24 protein-coding genes are annotated in these 26987 nt (G+C 57.1%); 9 read left to right on the top strand and 15 right to left on the bottom strand.

The genetic code is table 11. The features are described from left to right. Positions 1-511: 511 nt before the first annotated feature. From CTZ24_RS08395 to CTZ24_RS08380, 4 genes are all read left to right on the top strand, one after another. Positions 512-2023, top strand: coding sequence for an anion permease (locus CTZ24_RS08395; RefSeq protein WP_021185697.1), 1512 nt, complete (start codon positions 512-514; stop codon positions 2021-2023). Between the two features lie 172 nt (positions 2024-2195). Then, the gene (fumA, locus tag CTZ24_RS08390) at positions 2196-3839 is read left to right on the top strand and encodes a class I fumarate hydratase FumA (RefSeq protein WP_208725289.1); all 1644 of its coding nucleotides are present in this window, start codon (positions 2196-2198) and stop codon (positions 3837-3839) included. A 352-nt stretch (positions 3840-4191) separates the two neighbouring features. After that, entirely contained in the window at positions 4192-4668 is a 477-nt protein-coding gene (locus CTZ24_RS08385) for a cucumopine synthase-related protein (RefSeq protein ID WP_208725288.1), read from the top strand. Positions 4669-4685: 17 nt separating this feature from the next. Further along, positions 4686-5111, top strand: a complete 426-nt coding sequence (locus CTZ24_RS08380) for a DUF3830 family protein (protein WP_013508755.1) — start codon at positions 4686-4688, stop codon at positions 5109-5111. Here the strand turns inward: CTZ24_RS08380 and CTZ24_RS08375 are convergent. Next, a complete protein-coding gene (locus CTZ24_RS08375; protein ID WP_208725287.1) occupies positions 5108-6109 on the bottom strand; it encodes an alpha/beta fold hydrolase in 1002 nt (333 codons plus the stop codon). The genes CTZ24_RS08380 and CTZ24_RS08375 overlap by 4 nt on opposite strands. Before the next feature lie 62 nt (positions 6110-6171). Between CTZ24_RS08375 and CTZ24_RS08370 the strand changes: the two genes are divergently transcribed. Next, on the top strand, positions 6172-6792 hold the full coding sequence (locus CTZ24_RS08370; RefSeq protein ID WP_208725286.1) for a TetR/AcrR family transcriptional regulator: 621 nt from the start codon (positions 6172-6174) through the stop codon (positions 6790-6792). Positions 6793-6895: 103 nt separating this feature from the next. Here CTZ24_RS08370 and glnT read toward each other — a convergent pair whose 3' ends face one another. From glnT to exaC, 10 genes are all read right to left on the bottom strand, one after another. Then, positions 6896-8263 (bottom strand): type III glutamate--ammonia ligase, encoded by a 1368-nt coding sequence (glnT, locus tag CTZ24_RS08365; protein ID WP_021185692.1) that lies wholly within the window; start codon positions 8261-8263, stop codon positions 6896-6898. A gap of 12 nt (positions 8264-8275) precedes the next feature. Beyond that, positions 8276-9262: an aldo/keto reductase gene (locus CTZ24_RS08360; protein WP_208725285.1), complete on the bottom strand. Its 987-nt coding sequence runs from the start codon at positions 9260-9262 to the stop codon at positions 8276-8278. 10 nt (positions 9263-9272) lie between these two features. Further along, positions 9273-10436 carry an aromatic ring-hydroxylating oxygenase subunit alpha gene (locus tag CTZ24_RS08355; protein ID WP_208725284.1) on the bottom strand — a complete coding sequence of 388 codons (1164 nt, stop codon included), beginning with the start codon at positions 10434-10436 and terminating at the stop codon, positions 9273-9275. Position 10437: 1 nt separating this feature from the next. Then, entirely contained in the window at positions 10438-11508 is a 1071-nt protein-coding gene (locus CTZ24_RS08350) for an LLM class flavin-dependent oxidoreductase (protein ID WP_021185689.1), read from the bottom strand. Further along, positions 11508-12398: an amino acid ABC transporter permease gene (locus tag CTZ24_RS08345; protein WP_244634030.1), complete on the bottom strand. Its 891-nt coding sequence runs from the start codon at positions 12396-12398 to the stop codon at positions 11508-11510. Before CTZ24_RS08345 ends, CTZ24_RS08350 begins: the two co-directional genes overlap by 1 nt. A 67-nt stretch (positions 12399-12465) precedes the next feature. After that, entirely contained in the window at positions 12466-13248 is a 783-nt protein-coding gene (locus CTZ24_RS08340; protein ID WP_302474908.1) for an amino acid ABC transporter ATP-binding protein, read from the bottom strand. Beyond that, positions 13245-14006 (bottom strand): SDR family NAD(P)-dependent oxidoreductase, encoded by a 762-nt coding sequence (locus tag CTZ24_RS08335; RefSeq protein WP_021185686.1) that lies wholly within the window; start codon positions 14004-14006, stop codon positions 13245-13247. The genes CTZ24_RS08340 and CTZ24_RS08335 overlap by 4 nt, the downstream gene beginning before the upstream one ends. Beyond that, positions 13994-15628: an FAD-dependent oxidoreductase gene (locus CTZ24_RS08330; RefSeq protein ID WP_208725283.1), complete on the bottom strand. Its 1635-nt coding sequence runs from the start codon at positions 15626-15628 to the stop codon at positions 13994-13996. Before CTZ24_RS08330 ends, CTZ24_RS08335 begins: the two co-directional genes overlap by 13 nt. Next, a complete protein-coding gene (locus CTZ24_RS08325) occupies positions 15625-16512 on the bottom strand; it encodes an ABC transporter substrate-binding protein (RefSeq protein ID WP_208725282.1) in 888 nt (295 codons plus the stop codon). The genes CTZ24_RS08330 and CTZ24_RS08325 overlap by 4 nt, the downstream gene beginning before the upstream one ends. Before the next feature lie 580 nt (positions 16513-17092). Beyond that, complete coding sequence (gene exaC / locus CTZ24_RS08320) at positions 17093-18613, bottom strand: acetaldehyde dehydrogenase ExaC (protein ID WP_021185683.1); 1521 nt, start codon at positions 18611-18613, stop codon at positions 17093-17095. A gap of 235 nt (positions 18614-18848) precedes the next feature. On the opposite strand from exaC, the gene CTZ24_RS08315 reads away from it, so the two are divergent. Further along, positions 18849-19412 carry a class I SAM-dependent methyltransferase gene (locus CTZ24_RS08315; protein WP_021185681.1) on the top strand — a complete coding sequence of 188 codons (564 nt, stop codon included), beginning with the start codon at positions 18849-18851 and terminating at the stop codon, positions 19410-19412. Here the strand turns inward: CTZ24_RS08315 and CTZ24_RS08310 are convergent. Beyond that, positions 19400-20125 carry a glutamine amidotransferase gene (locus CTZ24_RS08310; protein ID WP_021185680.1) on the bottom strand — a complete coding sequence of 242 codons (726 nt, stop codon included), beginning with the start codon at positions 20123-20125 and terminating at the stop codon, positions 19400-19402. The genes CTZ24_RS08315 and CTZ24_RS08310 overlap by 13 nt on opposite strands. 182 nt (positions 20126-20307) lie before the next feature. Between CTZ24_RS08310 and CTZ24_RS08305 the strand changes: the two genes are divergently transcribed. Together CTZ24_RS08305 and CTZ24_RS08300 are read left to right on the top strand one after the other, a co-directional pair. Further along, positions 20308-21192 carry a DMT family transporter gene (locus CTZ24_RS08305; RefSeq protein ID WP_021185679.1) on the top strand — a complete coding sequence of 295 codons (885 nt, stop codon included), beginning with the start codon at positions 20308-20310 and terminating at the stop codon, positions 21190-21192. 31 nt (positions 21193-21223) lie between these two features. Next, the gene (locus CTZ24_RS08300; protein WP_208725281.1) at positions 21224-22588 is read left to right on the top strand and encodes a CoA transferase; all 1365 of its coding nucleotides are present in this window, start codon (positions 21224-21226) and stop codon (positions 22586-22588) included. Between the two features lies 1 nt (position 22589). Here the strand turns inward: CTZ24_RS08300 and CTZ24_RS08295 are convergent, their stop codons facing one another. From CTZ24_RS08295 to ghrA, 3 genes are read right to left on the bottom strand one after another with little or no spacing between them, the layout of a single operon-like run. Then, positions 22590-23150: a TorD/DmsD family molecular chaperone gene (locus CTZ24_RS08295; RefSeq protein ID WP_021185677.1), complete on the bottom strand. Its 561-nt coding sequence runs from the start codon at positions 23148-23150 to the stop codon at positions 22590-22592. Between the two features lie 27 nt (positions 23151-23177). Next, a complete protein-coding gene (locus CTZ24_RS08290) occupies positions 23178-23915 on the bottom strand; it encodes a phosphatase (RefSeq protein ID WP_208725280.1) in 738 nt (245 codons plus the stop codon). A gap of 47 nt (positions 23916-23962) precedes the next feature. Continuing rightward, complete coding sequence (gene ghrA / locus CTZ24_RS08285) at positions 23963-24901, bottom strand: glyoxylate/hydroxypyruvate reductase GhrA (protein ID WP_208725279.1); 939 nt, start codon at positions 24899-24901, stop codon at positions 23963-23965. A 206-nt stretch (positions 24902-25107) separates the two neighbouring features. Between ghrA and treA the strand changes: the two genes are divergently transcribed. After that, the gene (treA, locus tag CTZ24_RS08280; RefSeq protein ID WP_208725278.1) at positions 25108-26790 is read left to right on the top strand and encodes an alpha,alpha-trehalase TreA; all 1683 of its coding nucleotides are present in this window, start codon (positions 25108-25110) and stop codon (positions 26788-26790) included. The last annotated feature ends 197 nt before the right edge of the window (positions 26791-26987 follow it).

The following is a 26987-nucleotide window of genomic DNA, read 5'->3' as shown; positions in this document are numbered from 1 at the left end:
ATTTCATGTAAACAATATACCAATTTCTTTAGTTACATAATTAATAAATTTAGTTTTTTAACTTTTAAATTATTCTGGAAATAAACACTAAGACTGAATATTCGCCACTTAAAATGTTAGCGAAACGTTGTCAAAAATCAATTTTTTCATTTACATAGAAATTAATTTATGATAAATCATGACGTTATCAGACACACCCCAGATGACAACGCCTTCCGCCTTGAGCTTTATGGCGTCTTGTCACCAGCAGAAAAGAATTAAGTAAGGGTAAGAATATATGTCAAATACAAAAAGGATTTAATACTGAATCGATTTTTTGATCCAGATCAAAATGGAGTTTTTAATAAATCGCATCATATTTACATTACGCAATCCTCTCTCTTCAACATTGCAATTAAAGAAGCATTAAAGACGTAACGGCAGATTAAAAAAGTATCATCTGAGTAGAGCAAAGTAACACCTGTTTTCCCGGAACGTTAATCGCATTCTCCATAACTTGCAGACCAAAACTATGAAAACACAAACTATCCAGAATGAACCCCTAAAAGCGCCGCCTGCCGCGCCGGGGAATAAAAACCGGCTGCTGATGCTGTGCCTGCCGGTGGTTGTTGCTGTGCTGTTGTTACTGGTGCCCACACCGGAAGGACTCGAACCTTATGCGTGGCACTTCTTCGCAATCTTTGTTGGCGTGATTGTCGGCCTGATCTTCGAACCTCTGCCTGGCGCGGTGATCGGCCTGACCGGCGTGGTGGTGATCGCGCTGTTCAGTCAGTACCTGCTGTTTAGCCCGGCCGAGCTGGCGGATCCGAAGTTTAAAATGGCAGGCCAGTCCTTCAAATGGGCGGTCAGCGGCTTCGGTAACTCCACCGTGTGGCTGATCTTCGGTGCCTTTATGTTTGCCGCCGGTTACGATAAAACCCAGTTCGGTCGCCGCCTGGCGCTGATTCTGGTGAAATATCTCGGCCGTCGCAGCCTGACGCTGGGTTACGCCATCACCTTCGCAGACCTGTTGCTGGCACCGTTCACACCGTCCAACACCGCACGCAGTGGCGGCACCATCTATCCGATTATCGCCAACCTGCCGCCGCTGTACGGTTCAAAACCTAACGACCCGAGTGCGCGCAAAATTGGTTCTTATCTGATGTGGGTTGCCATCACCGCCACCTGTATCACCAGTTCTATGTTCCTGTCTGCACTGGCTCCCAACTTGCTGGCGCTGGCGCTGATAAAAAGCGTGGTAGGTTTTGATATCTCCTGGGGCATGTGGTTCCTTGCCTTCCTGCCGCTGGGTGTGCTGTTGATTCTCACCATGCCGCTGCTGGCCTACTGGCTCTATCCACCGGAAGTGAAACTGAACGATGAAGTGCCGCGCTGGGCAACAGCCGAGCTGGCAAAACTGGGCAAACTGTCGCGCAATGAAATCCTGCTGCTGGTGTTCGTGATTTCTGCGCTGCTGATGTGGATCTTTGCCACAGCCTGGATTGAACCGGCAATGGCCGCGCTGCTGGTGATTGTGCTGATGCTGTGGACCGGCGTACTGAACTGGAACGATATCACCAGCAACAAAGCTGCGTGGAACACCTTCGCCTGGTTCGCCACCCTGGTTGCCCTCGCCGATGGTCTGGCGAAAGTCGGCTTCATTGCCTGGTTGGGTAAAGAAGGCGGGCAACTGCTGCAAGGGTATGATCCACAAGTCTCTGCCGTGGTCTTACTGGTGGCTTTCTATGTACTGCACTACCTGTTTGCCAGCACCACCGCACACACCACTGCCCTGCTGCCAGCCATGCTGACCATTGCGGCTGCTATCCCAGGCATCAATATGCCGGTGTTCTGTCTGATGCTGGCGACCTCACTGGGTGTGATGGGTATCATCACCCCGTACGGTACTGGCCCCAGCCCGATTTATTACGGTAGCGGCTATCTGCCAACCAAAGACTACTGGCGTCTGGGCACCATCTTCGGTGCGCTGTTCCTGGTGCTGCTGATGCTGATTGCCTATCCGTGGATGGTGCTGATGTTCTGATGATGTTGCTTCGATGTTAAAAATCGCAGCCGCGAAAGAATGTTAAAATGCTATGATACTCGCCAGTCAGCCCTGAGCTGGGCTGGCGAGAGAAAAAACCTATAACGAATCGCTAATGATGTCGCCTGTCTTCTCTGTACCAGACGAGCGACACATAACTGAGTGAGCCAACATGTCGAACAAACCCTTCTACTATCAAGATCCCTTTCCTCTCGCCAAAGATGATACTGAGTACTACCTGCTCAGCCGCGATTACGTCTCCGTGGAGAAATTCGCAGGCGAAGAAGTGTTAAAAGTTGATCCGCAAGCGCTGACCCTGCTGGCGCAGCAGGCGTTCCACGATGCCTCATTTATGCTGCGCGCTGCCCATCAGCAACAGGTGGCCGCGATTCTGGCCGATGATGAAGCCAGCCAGAACGACAAATATGTCGCCTTGCAGTTCCTGCGTAACTCCGAAATCGCAGCCAAAGGCGTGCTGCCGACCTGTCAGGACACCGGCACCGCCATCATCATGGGTAAGAAAGGCCAGCGTGTGTGGACCGGTGGCGGCGACGAAGCGGCGTTGTCCCAGGGGGTGTACAACACCTTTATCGAAGATAACCTGCGCTACTCACAGAACGCCGCGCTGGATATGTACAAAGAGGTGAATACCGGTACTAACCTGCCGGCACAGATTGACCTTTACAGCGTTGACGGTGACGAGTACAAATTCCTGTGTATCGCCAAAGGGGGCGGCTCCGCCAACAAAACCTATCTCTATCAGGAAACCAAAGCGCTGATCACTCCGGCGAAACTGAAGAACTACCTGATCGATAAAATGATGTCGCTCGGCACCGCCGCCTGCCCGCCTTACCATATCGCGTTTGTTATCGGTGGCACCTCGGCGGAAAGCACGCTGAAAACCGTGAAACTGGCCTCCACCCACTACTACGATTCGCTGCCGACTGAAGGTAATGAGCACGGTCAGGCGTTCCGTGATGTGCAGTTGGAGCAGGAGTTGCTGGAAGCGTCGCAGAAACTGGGCCTCGGTGCGCAGTTTGGCGGTAAATACTTCGCGCACGATATCCGTGTGGTGCGTCTGCCACGTCATGGCGCGTCCTGCCCGGTGGGTATGGGGGTTTCCTGCTCGGCTGACCGCAATATCAAGGCGAAGATTAACCGTGAAGGCATCTGGATCGAGCAACTGGAGCATAATCCAGGCCGCTTTATCCCGGAAGAACTGCGTCAGCAGGGTGAAGGCGAAGTGGTCAACGTGGACCTCAACCGTCCGATGACCGAGATTCTGGCGCAACTTTCTTCCTACCCGGTATCGACCCGCCTGTCGCTGAACGGCACCATTATCGTGGCGCGTGACATTGCCCACGCCAAGTTGAAAGAACGTATTGATAACGGTGAAGGTCTGCCGCAGTACATCAAAGACCATCCGGTGTATTACGCAGGACCGGCCAAGACGCCAGAAGGTTATGCGTCAGGTTCACTCGGCCCAACCACCGCAGGCCGTATGGATTCCTACGTTGACCTGTTGCAGGCCAACGGCGGCAGCATGGTGATGCTGGCGAAAGGCAACCGCAGCCAGCAGGTGACAGATGCCTGCCATAAACACGGCGGCTTCTATCTCGGCAGTATCGGTGGCCCGGCAGCGGTACTGGCGCAGCAGAGTATCAAGAGCCTCGAATGCGTGGAGTACGCAGAACTGGGTATGGAAGCGATCTGGAAGATTGAAGTGGAAAACTTCCCGGCGTTTATCCTGGTGGATGACAAAGGTAACGACTTCTTCCAGCAGATCCATAACCAGTGTGCGGCCTGCGTGAAGTAACCTTATGGGGTGCGCAGTGATGCGCGCCCTTTCCCCCTGAATAAACCCCGCCGAATGGCGCGATAAATCGCACCGCTACAACTTATGCAAACTCGTCATATCGTGCGTGTTGGCAACGAGCCACAAATATTGCGCGATAAATCGCGCCGCTACGAAATGGTGCAATCTGCACTGCGATACAACAGCCTCACGTCGCCTGAAACCTCTCCCTGCGCGGTTTTTTACCTAACCCACTATTAATTAACTGATTAATTTTTATTCCCCGCATGGCACAATAATTGCTCACTTTTAATTATCTGATTAATTAAATTCGTGGCAACCGCCACATTCACGCCAACACCAGGAGAACGTTATGACGGTCGATGAAGCGATAGCGCTGTTTGACGCGCAGCGCGAAAAGATCTGGTTTGAACAACCGGCAGAAATTGCCGCACTCGGTAAGGGTGAAGTACCACGCGGTACCGGTTCCCGTGGTCAGTACCTCAGCACCATCATCTTCGCCGAAGGGGAAACCCGTACGCTAGCCGATGAGATGTTGTGGGGGCTGATTCGCGTCGGCGAGGACAACCCGGAGGCCGATCTAAAAACCCTGCAACTGCTGATCAAAGAGATCATGGGTTACAAAGCTAACTTCTTTGATTTCGTCAGCCTGCCGGATGCGGCCCGAATGCTGCACACTTATGTCGAGGTGGCGGGTGAATGTGAAACCCTGAGCGACCTGGTTCGTCTGTCGCACAGCGCCCTCTCCTGGGCCAACCGCCTGCATATGTGGGTCGATTTCATTCTTCCCTGGGGTCTCGGGGACGGTTTTCGTCGCGTCAACGCCTGATTGGGAGAGAGAAGATCATGAAACTGGCTATGCATGTTGCCGATAAGAAGATTTGTGTGATTGAGGTGTGGGAAGACAAAGTCCCCAACCTGGCGAAAGTGTTGCGTGAAAAGCTGCCGCTGAAAAGCGTGCTGCAACACGGCAAGTTGATTGGCGACATGGTGTTTTTCACCCTGCCGATCGTCGCCCCGTGGGAAAACAAATATCTGACGCAGGATGTTGGCAAACTGCGCCGTGAACAGTACGGCGAAGTGACCGGCGCGGTATGTTACTACAGCCCGCGCCAGCAGATGTGTGTGGTGTACGGCGACGATACCGCTGACGAGCCGCTGCCGATTTCCTATATCGGTCAGGTGATTGAAGGCAAACTCGAACTGCGCGTCACCGGCCTGGAAACCTGGTTTGATCAGGGACGTACTGTCGAGCTGAGCATCATTGATTAAGGGTTGAGCAACGCCTGCATGGCGCTGTCAATCTGTGCCGACGCGGCCGCAAAGCGCGCGGGCGCGCCGGCACAATGTCCGTAAGGTGAAACGAGAGTGCGTAACTCACCCTGACCTAATTCCGCTACCTCCAGTGCCGCCTCTTCCACCGTAAAATAACGATCGCTGTCGCACGGCATCACGATGCAACGCGCGCGGATACGCGCCAGCGCCGCACGCCAGTCTCCGTTTGCCAGCACACCAACATCGGCGTGATACCAACTGTGCAGGGCGCACAACAGATCATTGGCATCCAGCGCCTGATGATCCCGCTCCCAGTCCACCAGCAGCGCCTCCAGCGAGTCGAAGCCGAGATCGCGCCAACGCGCTTCACGAAAAAACGCAGCAGAATAGGCCCAGCCGGCATAGACGCGACCAAATACCGCCAGCCCGCGTAACGGAGGCTCGACATAGTGGCCGTCGGAAAACTGCGCATCGCAACGCAGCGCGGCCCGAACCCCCTCAAGAAACACCTGATTATTCGGCCAACAGCGCGCCGAACCGCACACCGCCAGCAGCGCCCGCACCTGTTGTGGTCGCGCCACCGCCAGATGCCAGGCCTGCATCGCCCCCATCGACCAGCCATACGCCAGCGCGATGCGGTTAATGGCGAGATGGTCAAACAGCAGCCGCTCCTGCGCCCGCAGGTTATCGACCAGCGTCACCGATGGAAAAGCCGCTCCCGGCTGCAAACGTGAGTTAGAAGGCGAGCTGGATACGCCATTACCGAGTTTATTCACCAACACAATAAACCAGTGCGTCGGGTCGAGCGTTTTTCCTGCGCCAATCAACGGTAAATAACGTTCATGGGTGCCGCTGTAGTAGCTAAAGATCACCACTGCATTGTCGCGTGCAGCGTTAAGCTGACCAAAGGTCTGATAACCAATGGCCGTCTCACGCAACGTTTCTCCGCTTGCCAGCGGCAGATCGCCGGGCGTATAAAAAGCGCATAAACCCATGCCGTTCTCCTGACTCAATATGGTAAAGTTAATTAATTAGTTAATTTCATAAGGATGTCGCCATGAAGGAAACTCCAGCCGCTGAACCTGGCAAGAAACTGCGTAAAACCCAGCGCGACGTCGCCGAGTTGTTGCAATCCTCAGCCTTTGATTTGTTCGCCACCCAGAACTATTCGTCGGTACGAATTAAAGATATCGCCACCGCTACCGGGCTGAACTCGGCGCTGATTTATTACTACTTCGGCTCAAAAGAAGACCTGTTTATCAAGGTGATTGAGTCCGCGGTGGAGCGTGCCTTTGTGCAGTTTGACGACATCAAAGCCAGCGCCAACGGGCCGCGCGACCTGATTTTTCTGTGGATTGAGATCCACATCCTCCAGTTCCATCTGTTGCAAAAACTGGCCAAAATCAGTCTGGATTACTCCAGCACCAATGGCCGCATCGCCAGCATTGATAAAGCGATTAAAAAGTTCTACGAAAAGGAATCGGTGATTCTGAAGAACACCATCAAAGAGGGGATCGCCAGCGGGTTGTTCCGTGAGGTGAACCCGGGAGATATGGCGATGCTGATCTCCACCTACCTTGATGGCGTGCTGTTCCGTAATGTGATGTTCCCCAATTTCAAATACAAACAGGCCATCAACGTGATGCGCAATTTTGTGTTTGAAAAGCTCGATGCCTGAGTTGCCGGTTAAATCCGCGCGATAAATCGCGCCGCTACGGGATGTTCATGATGTGTAGCGGCGCGATTCATCGCGCAATGTCGTGCGGGTTACCGATAAACCATTAAAAAATGGTGCTGTAGCGATCAATTTCCCACTGGCTGACATGCAGGTGATAGCTGTTCCACTCCTGCAACTTGTAGTGAATAAACTCTTTTTTCAGCGCTTCACCCAGCGTCGCAGCGACAAACGGGTCGGCATCAAAGGCTTCCACCGCTTCCAGCAAGTTTTGCGGCAGAAAATCGATGCCACGCGCGCGGCGCTCCGCTTCGCTGATGGCATACAGATTGTCTTCATTCGGCTGACGCGGATCGATCTTCTCGCGAATACCTTCCAGCCCGGCAGCTAACGCCAGCGTGGCCGCCAGATAGGGATTGACCGCGCCATCGGCATTACGCGATTCACAACGGCCACCACCGGCCGGGACGCGTACCGCGTTGGTGCGGTTATTGGAACCCCAGGAGTTAAACACCGGTGCCCACGAGAAGTAGCTCATCGCCCCCTGGCGTACCAGACGTTTGTAGCTGTTGACCGTCGGGGCAAAGGCAGCGCACAGCGCACGGCCATGCTTCAACAGCCCGCCGATAAAGTGATAACCGGTATCACTCAGGCCCAGGCCCCAGGGATCATCCGCGCTGCTGGCGTCGCGTTTAAACACGTTGGCACCGGTATTGATGTCATACAGCGACATATTGAAGTGCGCGCCGGTGCCGGTTTTATCGGCGAACGGCTTCGGCATGGTGGTGGCGATCAGCCCGCGCTGTTTGGCGTAATGCTTCGCCATAAAGCGGAAGAAGATAAAACGATCGCAGGTGGTCAGCGCATCGGCGTAGTTGAAGTCGAACTCGTATTGCGAGTTGCCATCTTCGTGGTCAAGCGAATAGAGATCCCAGCCCAGCGCGTTGATGGTGGAGGAAACCTCATCCAGCCAGCCAAACTGGTCCACGAAGCCCTGCAAGTCGTAGCAGGGCTTGTTGAGTTTGTTATCCGGTTCCGGCACCACCAGCCGACCATCCTGTTCCCGCTTCAACAAATAAATTTCGCACTCGATGCCGAGGTTAAACCCAAAACCCAGGGCGTTAGCCTGTTTAATCACGTTCTGCAACGCCACCCGCGTGCTGAGCGCATAGGGTTCGCCCTGAAAGTGGTTATCGGCGGGCATCCACGCAATCTTCGGTTCCCAGGGTAACTGGATGATGTGGTCGAGATCCGGCACCGAGGTCAGTTCATCTTCGTGCGGCGACTGACCCAGACCGTCCAGCGCATAGCCGGTGTAACGTTCGGAACCCTGTGCCATCTGATCCAGATGACCAATCGGCACCACTTTACCCTTGGGGACACCGTGAATGTCCACGTACGCGCCCATGCAGTACTCCACCCCTTTAGCCATCAGGGCCTGTTTGATCTCGGCGATCTGTGCTGCGCTTTTCATTGGTGCCCTGCCTTAGTCATGTTCAACAATAGAATGGGGAATATATGGGGCGTCGAGCGCGGCGATTTCGTCAGCGCTTAACGTCAGATCCAGCGCCGCCAGTGCGTCGCTCAAATGCAGGGGACGGGTGGCTCCAATCACGGCCGCCACCACCGCCGGACGGCTGTAGATCCATGCCAGCGCCACCTGTGCCATCGGCACGCCACGCGCCTGCGCTACCTGCTCCACCGCGCGGATCACCGCGCTATCGGCGTGCTCAGTCGCGGCATAGAGAAAATCGGTATAGCTGTCGTCGGCACCACGCGTACTCGACTTCGCCGCCTCCACCGGGCGGGCCAGCCGTCCGCGCGCCAGTGGGCTCCAGGGCGTCACCGCGACCCCTTCCGCCTGACACAGCGCCAGCATTTCGCGTTCTTCTTCGCGATAGATCAGGTTGAGGTGGTTCTGCATGGCGATAAAACGGCTCCAGCGTTCGTACTTCTGGATTTGCAGCGCCTTGCTGAACTGCCATGCGAACATGGACGACGCTCCGAGGTAACGCACCTTGCCAGCCTTCACCAGGTCGTTGAGCGCCTCCAGCGTCTCTTCAATCGGCGTGTCATTATCCCAGCGGTGGATTTCATACAAGTCGATGTAATCGGTGCCGAGTCGGCGCAGGCTGTGATCGCACTCCTGCATAATCGCCTTACGCGACAACCCCTTGCTGTTTGGTCCACTGCGCATTGGGTTATACAGTTTGCTGGTGATCACCACTTCATCGCGGGAGGCGAAATCACGCAGCGCACGACCAAGGATCTCTTCACTCGCCCCTTTGGCATAGATATTGGCGCTGTCGAAAAAGTTGATGCCCTGCTCCAGCGCGGCACGGATCAGTTCGCGGCTGGCGGCTTCATCCAGCGTCCAGCTCCGGCCACTGCGCGCCGGTGGCGCATAGGTCACCGTCCCCAGACAGAGCGCAGAGACATCCAGGCCGGAGTGTCCCAGCTTCAGATAACGCATTGCCTGCTCCTCACTCCGCCATGCGGATTTTCAGGTAATTGGCCAGATGCCAGACGGTGGTTTCGAGGTGGCTCAGGCGTCCCGGACGTGCGAGACGGGAACGGCTACCGCGCTGCTGCTCGGCGTTGATCCACTGGTCTTCATCGATAATCGCCAGGCTGCCCTGCTTCATCGTCGCGGCGGTCTGAGGAAAATCCTCCCGCGCCGCAGACGCCTGCGATACCAGCACCACGCGGTGCCAGCGAGTAGCATGTGGCGACACCGGCAGAATGGCACTGATGGAGAGACGATCCGGATTCAGTGAGATCAGGCAGTTGGGAAACAGCAGCAGCAATTCACTGAAGCGCATCTGCTCGTCGCTCAGGCCACTGAACGGTTCCAGACCGGCGGTCAGGATCTCGCTCAGTTCACCGTTTTTCCGCAGCGGCTGATGACAGATGGTCCAGCCCGGGCCTTCATCAATGATCGAACTGAGTCGACCGGGAAAGCTATCCTCCAGCGTGGTGCGATGCACCGCCGCATGGTGGTAGCACTCCATAAACGTTTCGATCGCCATTTTCCAGTTGTACGGACAGTCGTAATCCAGCGTGTAAGCGGTTACCAGATCGGCGACGTGGTAGCGTTGAAAACGTTCGGTGAGCGGTGCCAGCCGGGGTGCCAGCGGCTGGGCATCGGCGTTGAAGGTGACAAAGATCATGCCGAACACCACCTCATGGCGGATCTTCGGCAGGCTGCACTGCTGACGGTCAAAGTCCTGCGCCTGATTCATGGATGGCGCGCCACTCAGCTTGCCGTGGGTGTTGTAGGTCCAGTTGTGGAATGGACAGATAAATGAACGGCTGTTGCCGCTGCCGTGCGCAATCGGCGCCCAGCGATGCAGACAAACGTTGGAGAACACCGCAATGCCAGCGTCGTTCCGCAAAATCAGTAACGGCTCGCCCACCACATCCAGCGTGAAGAAATCATTCAGGTTAGCAATTTGCGACTCATGGCCGACAAATAACCAGTCCTGGCGGAACACTTTGTCTTCTTCGAGACGGAAAAAACTGTCGCTGTTATAGGCTTCTGGCGGCAGGGTTTCTGCACGGCTGGCATCATGGCGTTGCTGCTCCAGCATCCGTTGCAGAATGCTGTCACCGTCATCAAACACCACATCAATCTTCTCGCGATACATTTCACTCTCCTCTGGCGGTACGAAAGGTCAATGGACCAAGCTCTTTTTCCAGCAGCGGCACGACCCGCTCGCCAAACAGCGTCAGCGAACGACGCGCATCAGCAATCGGCATATCGCCAAACTGGAAGAAACAGTTGTAGTGGCTGGGACGGAGGGTGCGGATCTCCGCCAGCATGCGCTCAGCGACGGTTTCCGCATCGCCAATCATCAGGTTATTGCTCACCGTCTCCAGCGAAGGTTCATCTGCTAACGCTGGCGCGTGGATAAACGCCTGCTCGCTGACGCTGGTGTTCTCGCGCAACGCCGCGATCATGCGCGCGACAAACAGCGCGCGTTCCGCTGCGGCATGGGCCTGCTGGCGGTTGTCACAAACGTGGATATATTGCTGCACCGCCACCGGCATCGCCGCGTCGAGGCCCGCCTGCTGCCAGCCGAGACGCGCATCGGCCACCATCTGCTGCAATTTGTGAGTGCCGCGATAACCCGCAGTAAAAAACGGCGTCGCCTGCCAGCGCTGAAACTGCGCAATCAGTTGCGGATTGGATGAGGTGAGGTACAGCGGCGGTAAGGGTTTCTGCAACGTGTCGAGCAGAAAATCGGTACGCAGCGGCTGACCAAAACGGTCTGGCGAGTGGGTATAGCCCTGGGTCAGGGCATCGCTGATAAACTGCCAGTGCGCCAGTAGTTGCTGACCACGGGTTTCTACATCCAGTCCATAGCGGTCAAATTCCCACGCCTGATAACCGCTGCCTATACCCAGCACCAGCCGCCCTTCCGTCAGGCGATCGACCAGCGCAATCTCCTGCGCAATACGCATCGGCTGGTACAACGGCAATACCACCACCGCCGTACCCAAGCGGATACGCCGCGCATAACCGGCCATATGTGCCACCAGCATCAGCGGCGATACGCTGAGCGAGTAGTTGGTGAAGTGATGCTCGGCAAACCACGCGGTATCGAAGCCGATCTCCTCCGCCAGCAGCACCATGCTGCGCATATCCTCAATCACCCCCTGTACACCGCGCGGGTTGTCTTTATACGACATCAGGTTGAACAGACCGAGTTGCATCATTAACCCCTTGTCCAGCGATAGTGATGTTCCACACGCGCCTGCACCAGACTGAGCACGGTGGTGGCGGCGAGATACCAGATACAGGCAACAATCAGCAGCGGGATGTTTTCGTATGTGCGTGAGTAGATCGCCTGCGCCGAGTAGAGCAAATCCGAGAGCGAAATCACGCTCACCAACGAGGTGGTTTTCAACATGCCAATCACCTGGTTGCCGGTGGGTGGTATGATGAACGGGATGGCCTGCGGCAGGATCACCCGCTTCAGATACTGGCCGCGTGTCATACCCAGCGCCCGGGCGGCCTCCTGCTGGCCATCATCCACCGAGGAGATCCCGGCACGGATGATCTCCGCCATATAGGCCGACTCATTCAGTCCAAGGCCGAGAATCGCTGCGGCCAGCGGAGTGATCAAATCGTTGGTGCTCCCGCTCCACAGGGTAAACAGGCCGGGGATCCCCAGGCTGACCTGCGGATAGAGCGCCGCGAGGTTGTACCAGAAAATCAGCTGCACCAGCACCGGCGTGCCGCGAAAGAACCAAATCCAGCCGCGGCTGAAACCCACCAGCAGCGGGTTACTGGAGAGGCGCATCACCGCCAGCAGCACGCTGAGTACAATCGCCAGCACCATGATCACCAGCGTCAGCCAGAAGGTGGTCCACAGACCGAGCAGGATGGTGGGTGAGAACAGGTATTTACCCACCGTCGCCCAGGCGAAATTAGGGTTGGTGATCATCGAATGCGCTACCAGCGCCAGCAGCACCGCCAGCACCAGTGCGGAGATCCAGCGACCGGGATAGCGCTGTGCCACCACATGGCGGCCATGATCCGCTGGTGTGCGCGTGGCATTCAGCGGGGAAGTCAGGGTTTTATCCGTCATCAGCGTTCTCTTCATCGTTTTAACCGGACAAATTTAATTAACTGATTAATTAAGATCTACAGTCTGCCTGCGCATCTGTCAATCATTCGGTGCTCACTGCCTGCACTCGGGCGAGAAAATCTCGGGTACGGGGATGGCGTGGTGCGGAAAAAAAGTGTTTAGATTCCGCCACTTCAATGATTGCGCCGTTGTCCATAAACGCGACACGATTGGCGACATCACGCGCAAAACCCATCTCATGGGTGACAATCACCATCGTCATACCGTCACGCGCCAGATCGCGCATCACCGCCAGCACTTCCCCCACCAGCTCAGGATCGAGCGCGCTGGTGGGTTCATCAAACAGCATCAGCGACGGCTTCATCGCCATCGCCCGTGCAATCGCCACCCGCTGCTGCTGACCACCCGACAGCGCCGCCGGACGCGAATGGTAACGATGGCTGAGCCCGACGCGATCCAGCAGCGCTTTGGCCTCCGCCATCGCCTGGGCGCGCGGCACTTTTTTTACCGTCATCGGCGCTTCCATCACGTTTTCCAGCGCCGTCATATGGCCGAACAGATTAAAGCGCTGAAACACCATGCCAATATTGACGCGGTTACGCGCCACCTCAGCCTCCTTCAGTTCGTACAACTTTTCCCCCTGCAATCGGTAGCCGACCATACCGCCATTGACCCACAGCTCACCGCCGTCAATCTTTTCCAGGTGATTGATACAGCGCAGGAAGGTGGATTTTCCCGAGCCGGAGGGGCCAATCAGACACACCACCTCGCCTTGTTCAACGCTGAGATCCACCCCTTTGAGGATCTCCACGCCGTGAAACGATTTGGTGACCTGCTGCGCATCCACCATCAGCGTTTTGCTCATCTCGCCTCCTGTTCGGTCATGTACCAGGTATTCAGGCCACCGCTGTCGAGGATCAGCATCTGGCCGGTGAAAGAGGCCGTGGTGGCCAGAAATGCCACGCTGCGCGCCACCTCATCACTGCTGACCGGACGTTGCAGCGGCAAGCGCGCCACCTCCTGCGCCAGCAGTGGCTCCTGGGTAGCCCAGTGACTATCCGGGTCACGAATCGGTCCCGGACTGATGCCGCACACGCGGATACCGCGAGGTGCCCATTCAATCGACATTTGCGCCGTCAGATTCACCACGCCCGCCTTCGACGGACCAAAGGCACCCGCATTGGGGTAGCAACGATGGGCAGACGCACCGGCGATATTGATAATCACTCCACCGGGTGCCATGCGCCGCACCGTTTCGACACTCATCACAAAGGTGCCGGTTAGCTGGGTATTCAGCACCTGCTGCCACTGTTCATCGCGCAGTTCCAGCAACGGAGCCGCCGCAGTTGATCCGGCGTTATTGACCAGCAGACTCGGTGCGCCAAGCACGTTGACCACCTCGTCGAGAACCTGCTGCACCGCCGGGCGATCGGTGATATCGACCCGCCAGAAAGCCGCCCGCGCGCCCTGCGCCGTCAGTTTGTCCACCGCGTGTTGCGCCGCCTCGACATCGCTGCGCACCAGCAGCGCGATGGCATAGCCCTGCCGCGCCAGTTCGCGGGCAATACACAGGCCGACACCGCGTGAACCGCCGGTAATCAGCGCGGTTTTTACGCTGTGCATAATCTTGCCTCCTCGGTTAATGCCTGACGGCGTGCCAGCAGCGACGAACCGCAGATATAGCCCCAGGTCAGGTTGGGCCCGAGCGTGGTGCCTGCGCTGACCGCTTTGCTGCCGATCGGATTAGCCATCGCCGCCCCGGCACAATACAAGCCCGCCAGTGGCCGACCATCGCGATGCAGCACATTACCGCTGGCATCGGTACGCGGCCCGCCTTTGGTGGCAAGGAAGGTGCGGTTGAACGGTATGGCGATAAACGGGGCATGGCAGATCGCCGCTAATCCCCCCTGCAAGCGCCGGTCAGCTTTGCCATGCGCAGCACTCAGATGACGGGAAAAATCTTCATCAATGCCCCGGGCGCAACTGTGGTTAAACCGCGCCACGCTGGCCTCCAGTGCACCCGCAGGCAACGCCAGTTGTTGCGCCAGTTGCGTCAGCGTCGCGGCCTGCCGCAGCCAACCCGGTGTACGCCAGCGGTAGTAACGCAGCAGCGGTGCCCGGCGTAGCAAACGAGCGTCGCTGATCAGCCAGACCGGCAGATGGCGCGGCAACCCCTGCGCATCACGCGCATCCAGCGCCGCACCGAGGTTAAAAACAAATTCATTGGTGAAACGCTGACCGTGGCGATCGACCAGAATGGCGTTGGGTTCGTAATGGAAGAAAACAGACAACCCGCTCCACGGCTGGCCTGGCGCGGCGGGTATACCGCCCCCGATATTGGCCTGATCCATATGCGCCAACTGCGCACCTGCGCTTTCCGCCATACGCTGCCCATCGCCGCTGTTATCGCGGGGGCTGGCGATAAAATCATACGGACCTGGGAAATGCTGCTGCCGTTGCTGCGCATCCCACTCGAAACCGCCGCTGGCGATCACTACGCCACAACGCGCCTCAATCTCCCGTTCCTCGCCCTGATGCCGGTAACGCACGCCCGTGACCTGATGGCTACCGCGCATCAGTAAGCCCTGCACCGCTGCCTCAGTGATAAACTCGCAGCCCGCCGCCTGACAGCCATCAAGCAACCCGGCCACCAGCGCCGCGCCTTTGGTCAGTTCCCCACGCCACTGTCGCCGGAGCAGACGCGGCAACGCGCGCAGATACGTCCGTATCGGCTGATGCCAGAGGTCACTCGTCAGCAGTTCGTGGTAGGAAAACAGGCGCGGTAACGGCGTGGGACGTAAGCGCCACGGACGTTGCGGTTGCAACGGCATGGGTGCCAGCATCCGCCCCTGCTGTTTGGCTCCCGGCAGCGGCCACAGTGGATCGCCCTCTGGCGTCAGGGCGAAACGCAATGCGCTGTGCTGCTCGACAAACGCCAGCATCAACGGAGCTTGCTGCGCCAGCGCCTGCCAGAGCGTGTCCTCGCTCGCCTGCCAACCTTCAGGCGCACTGGCACGCAGATAATCGAGCGCCTCTTGTGATGAATCGGCCAGGCCGGCGGCCAGGGCGTGATGGTTGGCTGGCACCCAGGTGGCCCCGCCAGACATCGCTGTGGTGCCGCCCAACCAGGCGCTTTTTTCCAGCACCAGTACCGACAAACCGCCCACCGCCGCCCGCAGTGCGGCGCTTAGCGCCGCACCACCGGAACCGATCACCAGCACATCACACTGGCGACCCCCACTCATAATGGCTGTGTGCTGGTGAGGTTGATGCCGGGTTTATCCAGCTTCATCGCCTCCAGATCCCACTTCTCCATGATCTTGTCGTAGGTGCCGGTTTCATGCAGCACGTTAAGCGCCTTCAGCAGCACCTCCGCCAGTTGGGTGTTCTCTTTCGCCACCACAATACCGAGGTAGTATTTCGGCATCAGTGGCATCTGCACGGTGCGAATGGGATGCGGGGCTTTTTGCTTGATGTCATCCACCGAGGCGGCATCGTTCAACACAAAATCCACCCGGCCCGAATAGAGACCGAGCAGGACCGCATCAGCCGACGGCAGCGTCACCTGTTCGATCGCCGGTTTGCCGTTTTTGGTGCAGTTCGGGGTGTAGATCTCGCTGATGGCTTTTTCGAAATCGGTACCGGTTTGCACGCCCACTTTCAGGCCGCACAGGGTCAGCGGATCGTTGGTGATGGATTTTTCGGTCGCCAGCGTATACACCTCGCTGGTGGCGTAGGCGTAGTTAACAAACGACACCTGCTTTTCACGTTCGGCGCTGTCGGAGATACACTCCATTGCCACGTCATAACGACCGCTTTTTACGCCCGGTATCAGCCCGGCGAAATCGATCGAAACCGGTTTGACTTTGATACCCAGCACCTGGCCGATCGCGTCCCACAGGTCCGGCTCAAAGCCGACCATGGTTTTATTGTCTTCCGCGAAGGATTCGCACGGCGGGTAGTGAGCATCAGTGACCAGATTGAGGGTTTTGCTGCTACGGATTTTTTCGGGTAACTGCGCATGCAGGGAGGCATGCATTTTGAGTGGCGCATCGGCGGCCTGCGTGGAAAATTGCGTCAGTGCAGAAACCAACAGCGATGCAGCAACAACCAGACTTTTCATTCTCATGCTTTTAACTCCAGTAGAAAGGCGCGATGCCTGAAGACCCTGATGATTTAAAAAAGCAAAAAAGGAAGACGGTGCGCAGGAAGAATTGCAAGCGTTATGCCAGTTTTTAAATAACTGATTAATTAATCATGAGAGCAGAGAGCACAAGGGATGAGGCGTGAGACGGCAGCGGGTGCGGCCTGGCACGTTGAACAGAGAATCACCAACGGAGTGCATAAAGTGAGCTGATGGTGCAAAAAAACACCGCGGCGCGATCAGCGCCGCCAGGGGGGATAAATTGTAGCGGCACGATTTATCGTGCAATTTGGTGTGCAGTGTGGGGGGACAAAACGCGCGATAAATCGCGCCGCTACGGTACATTGCACATATTTGTAGCGGCACGATTTATCGTGCAATTTGGTGTGCAGTGTGGGGGACAAAACGCGCGATAAATCGCGCCGCTACGGTACATTGCACATATTTGTAGCGGCACGATTTATCGTGCAATTTGGTGTGCAGTGTGGGGGACAAAACGCGCGATAAATCGCGCCGCTACGGGAGCGTGGGGAAATGGCAGCGGGTAACCCCGCTGCCAGCTTCATCAGAAGAAACCGAGTGGTTGGGTGCTGTAACTCACCAGCAGGTTTTTGGTTTGCTGATAATGATCGAGCATCATTTTGTGGGTTTCACGGCCAATTCCCGATTTTTTGTAGCCGCCAAACGCCGCATGTGCCGGGTAGAGATGATAACAGTTGGTCCAGACGCGGCCGGCTTTAATCGCGCGTCCCATCCGGTAAGCCCGGTTGATATCGCGTGTCCAGACGCCCGCACCCAGGCCATACATGGAATCATTGGCTAAGGCGATAGCTTCGGCTTCATCTTTAAAGGTCAGGATGCCGACCACCGGGCCAAAGATTTCTTCCTGAAACACCCGCATGCTGTTGCTGCCTTTCAGCAGCGTCGGCTGAATATAGTAACCGCTGGCGAACTCTTCTCCGACACTCTCGATGCCACCGCCGTGCAGCACCTCAGCCCCCTCACGTTGGGCAATTTCCAGATAGGAGAGGATTTTGTCGAACTGCTGCTGTGACGCCTGTGCACCGATCATGGTTTCGGTGTCGAGCGGGTTGCCACGTTTAATGGTTTTGATGCGTTTCATCACCGCCGCCATAAAGGGTTCGAAAATCGATTCCTGTACCAGCGCGCGTGACGGGCAGGTACAGACTTCGCCCTGATTAAGGAAGCCCAGCACCACCCCTTCCGCCGCTTTCTCAATAAAGCTCTCCTCGGCCTGCATAATATCTTCGAAGAAGATATTGGGTGATTTACCGCCCAGTTCGACGGTGGACGGGATCAGGCTTTTCGCCGCCAGTTCAAGAATATGGCCACCGGTGGCGGTTGAACCGGTAAAGGCGATTTTGGCGATACCCGGGTGCGATGCCAGCGCTTCACCGGCTTCTTTACCGTAGCCATGCACCACATTGATCACTCCCGGCGGGACCAGGTCTTTGATCAAATCAAGGAACAGGGTGATGGATAGCGGCGTCTGTTCTGCCGGTTTCAGCACCACGCAGTTTCCCGCCCCAAGTGCCGGAGCCAGTTTCCACGCAGCCATCAGCAACGGGAAATTCCACGGGATAATCTGCCCTACCACGCCCAGCGGCTCGTGGAAGTGGTAAGACGCCGTGAACTCATCAATCTCCGAAGCGGTGCCTTCCTGTGCGCGCACACAACCGGCGAAATAGCGGAAATGGTCCACCGCCAGCGGCATATCGGCAGCGAGGGTTTCACGCACCGGTTTACCGTTATCCCAGGTTTCATTCACCGCCAGATATTCGAGGTTTTCCTCCAGCCGATCGGCGATCTTCAACAGTACCAGGGAACGTGCCTGCGGGGAGGTTTTGCCCCAGGCCTCTGCGGCGGCATGGGCGGCAGCGACAGCATTATCAATATCCTCACGGTCGGAGCGCGGAAACTCGCCAATCGACGAGGCATTAATCGGCGAGGTGTTGACGAAGTAGTTACCGTTCACCGGTGCCACAAACTCACCGTTGATAAAGTTGCCATAGCGTTTTTGGAGTCTAATCAGAGAACCTTGTTCTCCAGGTGCAGCGTAACGCATGATGTTTCTCCTTGCGGGACAGAGGTTTTGTGTAACAACTGCGAAACTTATTATTAACATTGATCGATCAATAGCACGCTGTCAGATCTGCCGGTGGGAAACTGTGACACCGCGCGATAAATCGCGCCGGTTTGCTGCCTGGAAAATTCCGACTTTTGCCGGTTATGCAGTAAAAAGCGGAACATGTCCGATAAATAGGGTCAATATGAAGCAGGACACTAACCAGGAGAAAGAGATGTTGGCTTCAGCCCTGACGTTAATGCGCGCCAAAGCAAATTTTGTTCATCAGTTCATTCGCAACCCCCGCAAAATGGGCAGCATCACGCCCTCCTCCGCGGCATTATGTCGAACCATGACCGATGCGGTTAACTGGGATCGTAGCCTGCGTATTGCTGAATTGGGTGCGGGCGATGGGGTGCTGACGCGACAGATTCTGCAACGCATGTCGCCACAGGCCCAACTGGATGTGTTTGAAATCAGCCCGGAGTTGGTGAAGACGTTACGTGCTTTACCGGATGATCGTATGCAGGTACGCGCCTGTTCGGCGGAATATCTGTCCGGTGAATATGATGCGATTTTTTCCGGCCTGCCGCTGCTGTCACTGCCGGTAGCGACCCGAGACGCCATCCTGCAAGCCGTGCATGATGCGCTGGGACCGCGCGGCGTCTTCGTACAATTTCAGTACACTTCGCTCACGCAACCCAGCTTGTCCCGTTATTTCACCTGGCAGCGCCAGCGGGTGCTAAAAAACGTGCCACCCGCCTGGGTTTATCGCTGCACCCGTCATTACGCGCCCTGAGCCTGCACGCGCGGCTGTGGCCGCGTTTGCTGCCAGAAGCGATGCAGCAGTTCCCGCGCCCAGTCTTCACCCGTCAGCTCACTCCCCTCATCCGCCACGCCTGCCGGTAAACAGGCGGTCATGATGCCGCGGGTAAATTCAGGGTGAAACTGTACCGATAATGCCTGCGCGGAATAACGCAGAATCTGGCAGCCATCCAGTTCGGAGGAAGCCAGGACCCGCGCCTGGGCCGGTGGTGTGATCACCGACTGACGATGTGACAGCCAGGCATGAAAATCGTCCGGCAGGGTTGCCAGCCAGGGATCTTGTGCCGCCTGCGCATGGCGGGTCAGGGGTTTCAGGCCACGTTCCCAGCCATTGGGGTTATCCGCAACTTTACCACCCAGCGCATAGGCCATCAGTTGATGTCCATAGCAAACCCCCAGCAGTGGCAGCTCCGCCTCCAGCGCCGCCCGAATCCAGGCTGCGGTGCGTTCACTCCATTCCGCATGGTCGGTCACCATCGCCCAGGAGCCACTGAGGATCGCGCCGCTGACGCGATCAAAAGCGGGCAACTCATCACCGAGGTGCGGTCGCACGATCACATAGTCGCCGGGCTGAAGCGCCAGCGCATCAATAAACCAGACGGGTTGTTCACCGATTTGCGCCACAACGGCCGGTGGCGGTACTTCAAGTTGAATCAGGGCAAGGGGTAAAGCGCGGGTCTGTGTCATTCCGAAGACTGTCCTCTGCAAGGTCACGTTTCGGAAAACCAGTCTGACAGTAATTGCCTGCAATGTGTAGATTTTTTGCGGGAAAGCATCGAGAGAAAATATTTTTGCCTGCGCTGCACCAACCACACCGCTTCATGCCATCATTAGCCGGTGACAACAGAATTTCCGTGAAGGATGACATTGTGGCTGTGCGGCATTTTTTTCTGGTCCTGCTGGTGGTATCCATCTGGGCCTTCAACAACGTGGCGATAAAGTGGGGATTGCTGGAACTTCCGCCACTGTTTTTGACCTGGATGCGTTTTGTGGTGGTGGCGATCATGTTGATCCCCTTCTGCCGCATCACCCGTGAGCAGTTGCCGTGGCTGTTGCTGCTGGCCTTCACCTTTGGTTTTCTGCACTTCTCGCTGCTGTTTGTCGGCATGCGCTACACCGACGCCGGCACCGGTGCCATTGTGGTCCAACTCGGCACGCCGATAGCCATGCTGCTGGCGATGGTGGTACTGAAAGAGAAGCTACGCCTGGTGCAATTACTTGGCATCGCGATTTCATTAAGCGGCGTGGTGGTGCTCTCCGGTAGCCCCACCATTCCCGCCTGGTGGGTATTGTGTATCCTGCTGTGCAGCGCCACCGGCTGGGCGGTGAGCAATATGATTGTGAAGAAATCGCCGCCGATTAAACCCTTGACCCTGACCGGCTGGATTTCATTTCTGGCCGTGCCGATCGTGGGTGTCGCCTCCTGGCTTACCGAGTCGCAACAATTTTACGCCCTCGGGCACGCGGGCTGGCGTGGCTGGTTTGCGATTCTTTACAGCGCCCTCGCCTCATCTATCATTGCCTATACCCTGTGGTACACGTTGCTGAAAAAGTACAACGTCAACCTGATAATGCCCTACTCGCTACTCACCCCGGTGCTGGCCGTGCTGATGGGCGTGGTGGTTCTGGGCGATAGCCTGAACAGTTTTAAGATCCTCGGCGCATCGCTGGTGGTGTTGGGCACGGCAATTGCGGTGATTAACCTGCGCAATCTGCGGATGCACGCGCGCTTTCCGCGCCTGCGCCGTCGCTAAGATCCCGCTCTGATTGACCCGGAGGCTTCGCATGGATTACCAACTCGCTGCCGCACTCTGGCAGCACATGTGGCAAGGATTACGAGGCACAGCTGATACCCCGCCGCCCCTCACCTTTTCTCAGGCCGACACCTTCCCTTCGGCCTATGCCGTCAGCGAACTGGCGGCCACCAGCATTGGACTGGCGACCCAGGCGGTGAGCGATCTGCTGGGACGTTCGGCTCCGGTGAGTGTCAATGTGCGTCTGGCCTCGCGCTGGTTCCAGCACAGTTTTATACCGCTTAACCGCCCACCGGCGGCATTGTGGGATCCGTTCGCCGGGGATTACGCCACGCGTGATGGTTGGATCCGCCTGCATACCAACGCCAGTCATCACCGCCAGGCGATGGAGAAGGTGCTTGGTGTGCATCGCGATCGCACGGCACTGGCAACTGAAGTGCTGAACTGGTCGGCAGCAGCCCTGGAACAGGCGGTGGTGGATGCCGGCGGTTGCGCTGCACAGATGCGCAGCGTCGAGCAGTGGCAGCAGCATGCGCAGGGCATTGCCGTAGGTCAGGAGCCGTTGTTCGCGCAACAAGCCACCGCGAGCGGAGAGATTCCCGACTGGCCGCTCAGCGCAGCACGTCCGTTACGGGGCATCCGCGTGCTGGATCTGACGCGCATCATCGCTGGCCCGGTCGCCACACGTTTTCTCGCCAGCCTGGGTGCCGAGGTGCTGCGCATCGATCCTCCCGACTGGCAGGAACCCTCGCTGGAAGAGGAGATCACCAGCGGCAAACGCTGTGCGCGGCTTGATTTGAAAAGTGTGGTCGGACTGGATCAGTTGCGCACGCTGCTCAGTCAGGCTGATGTACTGGTGCACGGCTATCGCGCCGATGCGCTGGAAAATCTCGGACTGGATGCCGCCACTCGCCAGCAACTCGCGCCGGCACTGGTTGATGTCAGCCTGAATGCCTGGGGCTGGCGCGGCCCGTGGCGTAACCGACGCGGTTTCGACAGTCTGGTGCAGATGGCTTGCGGCATTGCACATCAGGGGATGCAGTGGAGCGGCAGCACCAAACCCACACCTTTGCCGGTGCAGGCGCTGGATCACGCCACCGGTTATATGCTGGCAGCCGCCGTGCTGGAGGGATTACGTCAGCGCCGCCTGAATGGCACGGGCTGGCAGGCACGTCTGTCGCTGGCGCGCACCGCTCTGCTGTTGCAGCAACACGGCTTTGCCCCCAGCGGAACGCAGAACGGCATCACGCCGCAGCCTGATGATGTGCTGCCAACGCTGGAAATCACCCATTGGGGGATCGGTGAGCGGCTGCGTGCGGCGTCATACCTGCCCGGCACGCCGCAGCTGTGCGCTACGCCGGGCGTCCCGCTCGGCAGCAGCGCCGCTCGCTGGTAACTTATTCCGCGTCGCCGGCTTCTTCCGCCAGCTCGTCACGCATCGCCTGAATCGCTTCGCGGCTCAGCATCGCCAGGGTGCGATAAAACGCGGTGCTGGCGTGCGCCTCCACCTTGCCAAGGAAGGTGCCGCACCACGGCAGCAGGTAGTCATCAAACAACGCCGTTTGCGCGGCAGATTCATCTTCCGCCGACTGATCTTCCAGCCAGGATGCCGCCAGCAGCAGTACGCCGAAATGATCGGCAGGCGCGTCGCTCAGTGGCATGCCGCGAGAGCTGAGAAACGCGCGCACCTCCGCTTCGGTCGCACCATTCGGCCACTGTGAGGCATAGGGCGGCACGCTACAGTCGCTGCCGACAAATAACGCGTTATAGTCGGCGGCCAGCGCCTGTGGGTCGCTATTCTGCTGCAACCGGGTCAGCAGCTCATCCTGCTCCAGCGGCCACTGCGCCTGTAATTTCCCCTCACGCAGTAAGGTGAACAGGGGCACCAGCAGCGGGTCCTGCGGCTGACGATTGAACAACGAGCCGATGACACGGCAGAGAATGGAAAACTCATTCATGCAACAGAATTCCTTGAGGCAAAAAAGTTAAAAATCCGCCAGTTCGGCAATATGCTTGCCGGTACGCTGTTCGAGAAAATCGAGCAGGCGGCGCGGCGTGACATTTAACACGCGATCTTCCGGAAAATCCACTTCACGCGCGATACGCAGGCAATGTTCGAAATTTCCGAGGGTAAAGGCGGTATGGGAGTCGGAACCAAATGCCAGACGCCCACCGGCATCGCGTACCGCTTCGGCGATAGCACGGCAGTTAGGTTCACTGCCCGGACGAGAATGGGTGAACGATGAGTTGTTCAGCTCCAGCGCCACATCATAATGCGCCGCCGCTTCCGCAATCGCGCGGATATCCACCGGGAATTTCGGGTTGCCCGGATGGCTGATGATATGCACCAGGCCGCTCGCCATCGTGGCGATCATCGCTTCGGTATGATGCGCTTTGTCGCGCGGGGCATACACCGGTTCATGGAACCCGGCGACGATCAGATCCAGCGCATCCAGCATCGGGCCACTGCAATCAATCTCGCCCTGCTGGTTTTTGATATTGGCTTCAATACCGCGCAGCACGCCCACACCGTCAATCACGCGCGGCCAGATACGCATGTTAACGAAGTGCCAGTAATGCGGCGCATCGGCCATATCCGGGCCGTGGTCGGTAATCGCGAATAACTTCAGACCGTTCTGTTTCGCCTGCACGACATAGTCATGCAGGGTGCTGTAGGCATGGGTGCTGGCCACGGTGTGCATATGTAAATCAACGGGATACATCGGATTCTCCTGACAGACCGCCTGCCACGCGCAGGCAGCAAAGTAAATTAATAACCGCGCTGACGATCCACCCGTCCGGTGGGCTGCTGTCCCTGCTCCAGCTCAAGTATGGCACCGGCAATATAATCCATCGCCTCATGCGGTAAGGTAATGGCCGCATTATGGGGCGTGATTGTGACATGCGGATGTGACCAGAGCGGATGGTGCGCCGGTAGCGGCTCGGTCTGGAAGACGTCCAGAGCTGCCGCCGCCAGTTGGCCGCTGTTGAGTGCCGCCAGCAAATCGTCTTCCACCACATGCGCACCTCGTGCGATGTTGAGAAAATACGCCCCTTGTGGCAAACCACTAAGCAACTGGCGATCAATCAGGTTGGTGGTTTCAGGCGTGGTTGGCAGCAGGTCAATCAACACCTGAGTGCCATCGAGAAACGCGGGCAACTGATCACGGTCATGGAACGTGGTCACCCCCTCAAGCGTTTTCGCTGAACGGCTCCAGCAACGTACCGGGAAGCCCCACTGACGCAGGCTCTGCGCCACGCTACTGCCCAGCACGCCAGCCCCGAGAATACCAATGGTGAAGTTTTCACGCGTGTACGGTTTGAGCTGCTGCCAGTGTGCCTGTTGTTGCTGGCGCTGATAATCGGCAAAGCGGCGGAACCAGCCGAGTACGCACCATGTCGCGTATTCCTGCATCTGTCGTGCCATGCCGGTATCTTCCAGCCGGAACAGCGGCACCTCTGCTGCCAGCATTTCCGGGTGCTGACGCAGTTGCTGTAAAATTTCGTCCACGCCTGCGCCCATCGCAAACACGCCTTTTAACGCACGTCCACGCAGCATTTCCACCGGTGGTGAACGGACCACCGCATAATCCGCCGGTGCATTATCGTCTGGCTGCCAGCGACGGACCTTAGCCTGCGGTAAACGCTGACGTAACCCACTGAGCCAGCTCTCGGGGTCCATCGACGGGTGATACCAGATAATCTCCATACTGCTCTCCTTTTTTTCTTTCAGCCTCAGGGAAATAGCGTCGCAGGGCAAGCAAAAACTTAGCGCGAATGCAATTTCTTCCGTGATTAATTCCAGGTGCTTCACATTTCCTGTGCCATAAGCGGCTAAGCCCGGTGATAGCGACTAAAGTTGTTTGGGTGGTCAATGCGTTAGCGCACCACCTTTTCGGACAAGGAGAAAAACCGATGATAAAAAATGTCGTATTTACATCAGGGCATCTGCGCCTGTTGCTCAGTACCGCTCTGCTGATGGGAAGTGCCGTGGCTCATGCCGAAGATAATGGCCGTATGCTTAACAACCAGCCTCAGCCACCCGATATCCGTCTCGGTCCTCTTTTTAATGCGGTGCAACAGGCAAAATTTTATCCGGACCAGAAAACCTTTGCCGATGCGGTGCCGAAATATAACCCCTCATCGATTCTCGCCGACTGGCAGATGCAGAAAAGTCAGCGCAACTTCGACCTGAAACATTTCGTTGATGCCAATTTCACGCTGCCCAAAGAGCAGGATAAATACGTGCCTCCCGCCGGTCAGAGCCTGCGTGCCCACATAGATGGCCTGTGGCCGGTACTGACACGATCCACACCGCAGACCAGCCAGTACGATTCTCTGCTGCCGTTGCCCAAACCCTATGTGGTGCCCGGTGGTCGTTTCCGTGAGGTGTATTACTGGGATAGCTACTTCACCATGCTCGGCCTGGCGGAAAGCGGCCACTGGGATCGGGTGCAGGATATGGTGGATAACTTTGCCTCGGAACTGGATCGTTACGGCCATATCCCCAATGGCAACCGCAGCTACTATCTGAGCCGCTCGCAACCACCGTTTTTTAGCCTGATGATCGACCTGCTGGCGTCCCACGACGGTGACAGCGTCTACACCCACTATTTGCCGCAGTTACAGAAAGAGTATGACTACTGGATGGCGGGCAGTGACACGCTGGCTGCCGGTCAGGCCAGTAAGCGGGTGATTAAACTGAGCGACGGTACTCTACTCAACCGTTACTGGGACGATCGCGATGTGCCGCGTACCGAATCCTGGCTGGATGACGTGAATACCGCGAAGAAAGCGACGCAGCGTGATAAGGCGCAGGTGTATCGCGATTTGCGCGCCGGCGCAGCATCCGGTTGGGACTTCAGCTCACGCTGGTTTACCGATGCGCACAATCTGGCGACCATTCGTACCAGCCAACTGGCCCCGGTCGATCTCAACAGCCTGCTGTTCCATCTGGAACAGACGTTATCTAAAGCCGAGAAGCTGGCGCATCACAATGATCGGGCGCAGCAGTTTGCCAGCAAAGCGGAAACCCGCCAGGCGGCGATCAATCGTTATCTGTGGGATGAGCAGCATGGCTGGTACGCCGACTACAACTGGCAAAGTAAGCAGGTTCATCCACAACTCACGGCGGCGGCGTTGTTCCCGTTATATCTGCAACTCGCCAGCGATAAACAGGCGGATCGCACCGCTACTGCCGTGGAAAAACAGTTGCTGAAACCCGGCGGGCTGGTGACCACTACCATCAATAACGGCCAGCAGTGGGATGCCCCTAACGGCTGGGCTCCGTTGCAGTGGGTCGCGGTGACCGGACTGGAACATTATAAGCAGCCGCAACTGGCCCAGCAGATTGGTCAGCGCTTTTTACAGAACGTACAGATGACCTATGACAAGGAGCATAAGCTGGTTGAGAAATACGTGGTGGAAGGGGCGAAACTCGGCGGTGGCGGCGGGGGCGAGTATCCGTTACAGGATGGCTTTGGCTGGACCAACGGCGTAACCCTGATGCTGCTCGACAAATATTGTCCAAAAGAGAAAACCTGCGACAGCGCGCACGACATTCCGAATATGCCCACGCTGACCGCGACACAACCGTAATCCTTCTCTCCTGGCCGGGTCATTCGATCCGGCTATTTATCCATCGTAGCGGCGCGATTTATCACGCATTTCCGCGTTCGATGTCGGTAAAAACCGCGCGATAAATCGCGCCGCTACGCAATGCCCGGTTAATCAAACCCTCATTTACATCTTGAAACGCCTTTATCGAAAAGATAATAATTCTCACTCTTATAACG

It is taken from the genome of Pantoea phytobeneficialis (assembly GCF_009728735.1).
GTDB lineage: Bacteria > Pseudomonadota > Gammaproteobacteria > Enterobacterales > Enterobacteriaceae > Pantoea > Pantoea phytobeneficialis.
This window is presented reverse-complemented; position numbering and strand designations above follow the sequence as displayed.

Coding starts and splice junctions, on each gene's coding strand:
- CTZ24_RS08395 (WP_021185697.1), top strand. CDS start 512: ATGAAAACACAAACTATCCAGAATGAACCCCTAAAAGCGCCGCCTGCC.
- fumA (WP_208725289.1), top strand. CDS start 2,196: ATGTCGAACAAACCCTTCTACTATCAAGATCCCTTTCCTCTCGCCAAA.
- CTZ24_RS08385 (WP_208725288.1), top strand. CDS start 4,192: ATGACGGTCGATGAAGCGATAGCGCTGTTTGACGCGCAGCGCGAAAAG.
- CTZ24_RS08380 (WP_013508755.1), top strand. CDS start 4,686: ATGAAACTGGCTATGCATGTTGCCGATAAGAAGATTTGTGTGATTGAG.
- CTZ24_RS08375 (WP_208725287.1), bottom strand. CDS start 6,109: ATGGGTTTATGCGCTTTTTATACGCCCGGCGATCTGCCGCTGGCAAGC.
- CTZ24_RS08370 (WP_208725286.1), top strand. CDS start 6,172: ATGAAGGAAACTCCAGCCGCTGAACCTGGCAAGAAACTGCGTAAAACC.
- glnT (WP_021185692.1), bottom strand. CDS start 8,263: ATGAAAAGCGCAGCACAGATCGCCGAGATCAAACAGGCCCTGATGGCT.
- CTZ24_RS08360 (WP_208725285.1), bottom strand. CDS start 9,262: ATGCGTTATCTGAAGCTGGGACACTCCGGCCTGGATGTCTCTGCGCTC.
- CTZ24_RS08355 (WP_208725284.1), bottom strand. CDS start 10,436: ATGTATCGCGAGAAGATTGATGTGGTGTTTGATGACGGTGACAGCATT.
- CTZ24_RS08350 (WP_021185689.1), bottom strand. CDS start 11,508: ATGATGCAACTCGGTCTGTTCAACCTGATGTCGTATAAAGACAACCCG.
- CTZ24_RS08345 (WP_244634030.1), bottom strand. CDS start 12,398: ATGAAGAGAACGCTGATGACGGATAAAACCCTGACTTCCCCGCTGAAT.
- CTZ24_RS08340 (WP_302474908.1), bottom strand. CDS start 13,248: ATGAGCAAAACGCTGATGGTGGATGCGCAGCAGGTCACCAAATCGTTT.
- CTZ24_RS08335 (WP_021185686.1), bottom strand. CDS start 14,006: ATGCACAGCGTAAAAACCGCGCTGATTACCGGCGGTTCACGCGGTGTC.
- CTZ24_RS08330 (WP_208725283.1), bottom strand. CDS start 15,628: ATGAGTGGGGGTCGCCAGTGTGATGTGCTGGTGATCGGTTCCGGTGGT.
- CTZ24_RS08325 (WP_208725282.1), bottom strand. CDS start 16,512: ATGAGAATGAAAAGTCTGGTTGTTGCTGCATCGCTGTTGGTTTCTGCA.
- exaC (WP_021185683.1), bottom strand. CDS start 18,613: ATGCGTTACGCTGCACCTGGAGAACAAGGTTCTCTGATTAGACTCCAA.
- CTZ24_RS08315 (WP_021185681.1), top strand. CDS start 18,849: ATGTTGGCTTCAGCCCTGACGTTAATGCGCGCCAAAGCAAATTTTGTT.
- CTZ24_RS08310 (WP_021185680.1), bottom strand. CDS start 20,125: ATGACACAGACCCGCGCTTTACCCCTTGCCCTGATTCAACTTGAAGTA.
- CTZ24_RS08300 (WP_208725281.1), top strand. CDS start 21,224: ATGGATTACCAACTCGCTGCCGCACTCTGGCAGCACATGTGGCAAGGA.
- CTZ24_RS08295 (WP_021185677.1), bottom strand. CDS start 23,150: ATGAATGAGTTTTCCATTCTCTGCCGTGTCATCGGCTCGTTGTTCAAT.
- CTZ24_RS08290 (WP_208725280.1), bottom strand. CDS start 23,915: ATGTATCCCGTTGATTTACATATGCACACCGTGGCCAGCACCCATGCC.
- ghrA (WP_208725279.1), bottom strand. CDS start 24,901: ATGGAGATTATCTGGTATCACCCGTCGATGGACCCCGAGAGCTGGCTC.
- treA (WP_208725278.1), top strand. CDS start 25,108: ATGATAAAAAATGTCGTATTTACATCAGGGCATCTGCGCCTGTTGCTC.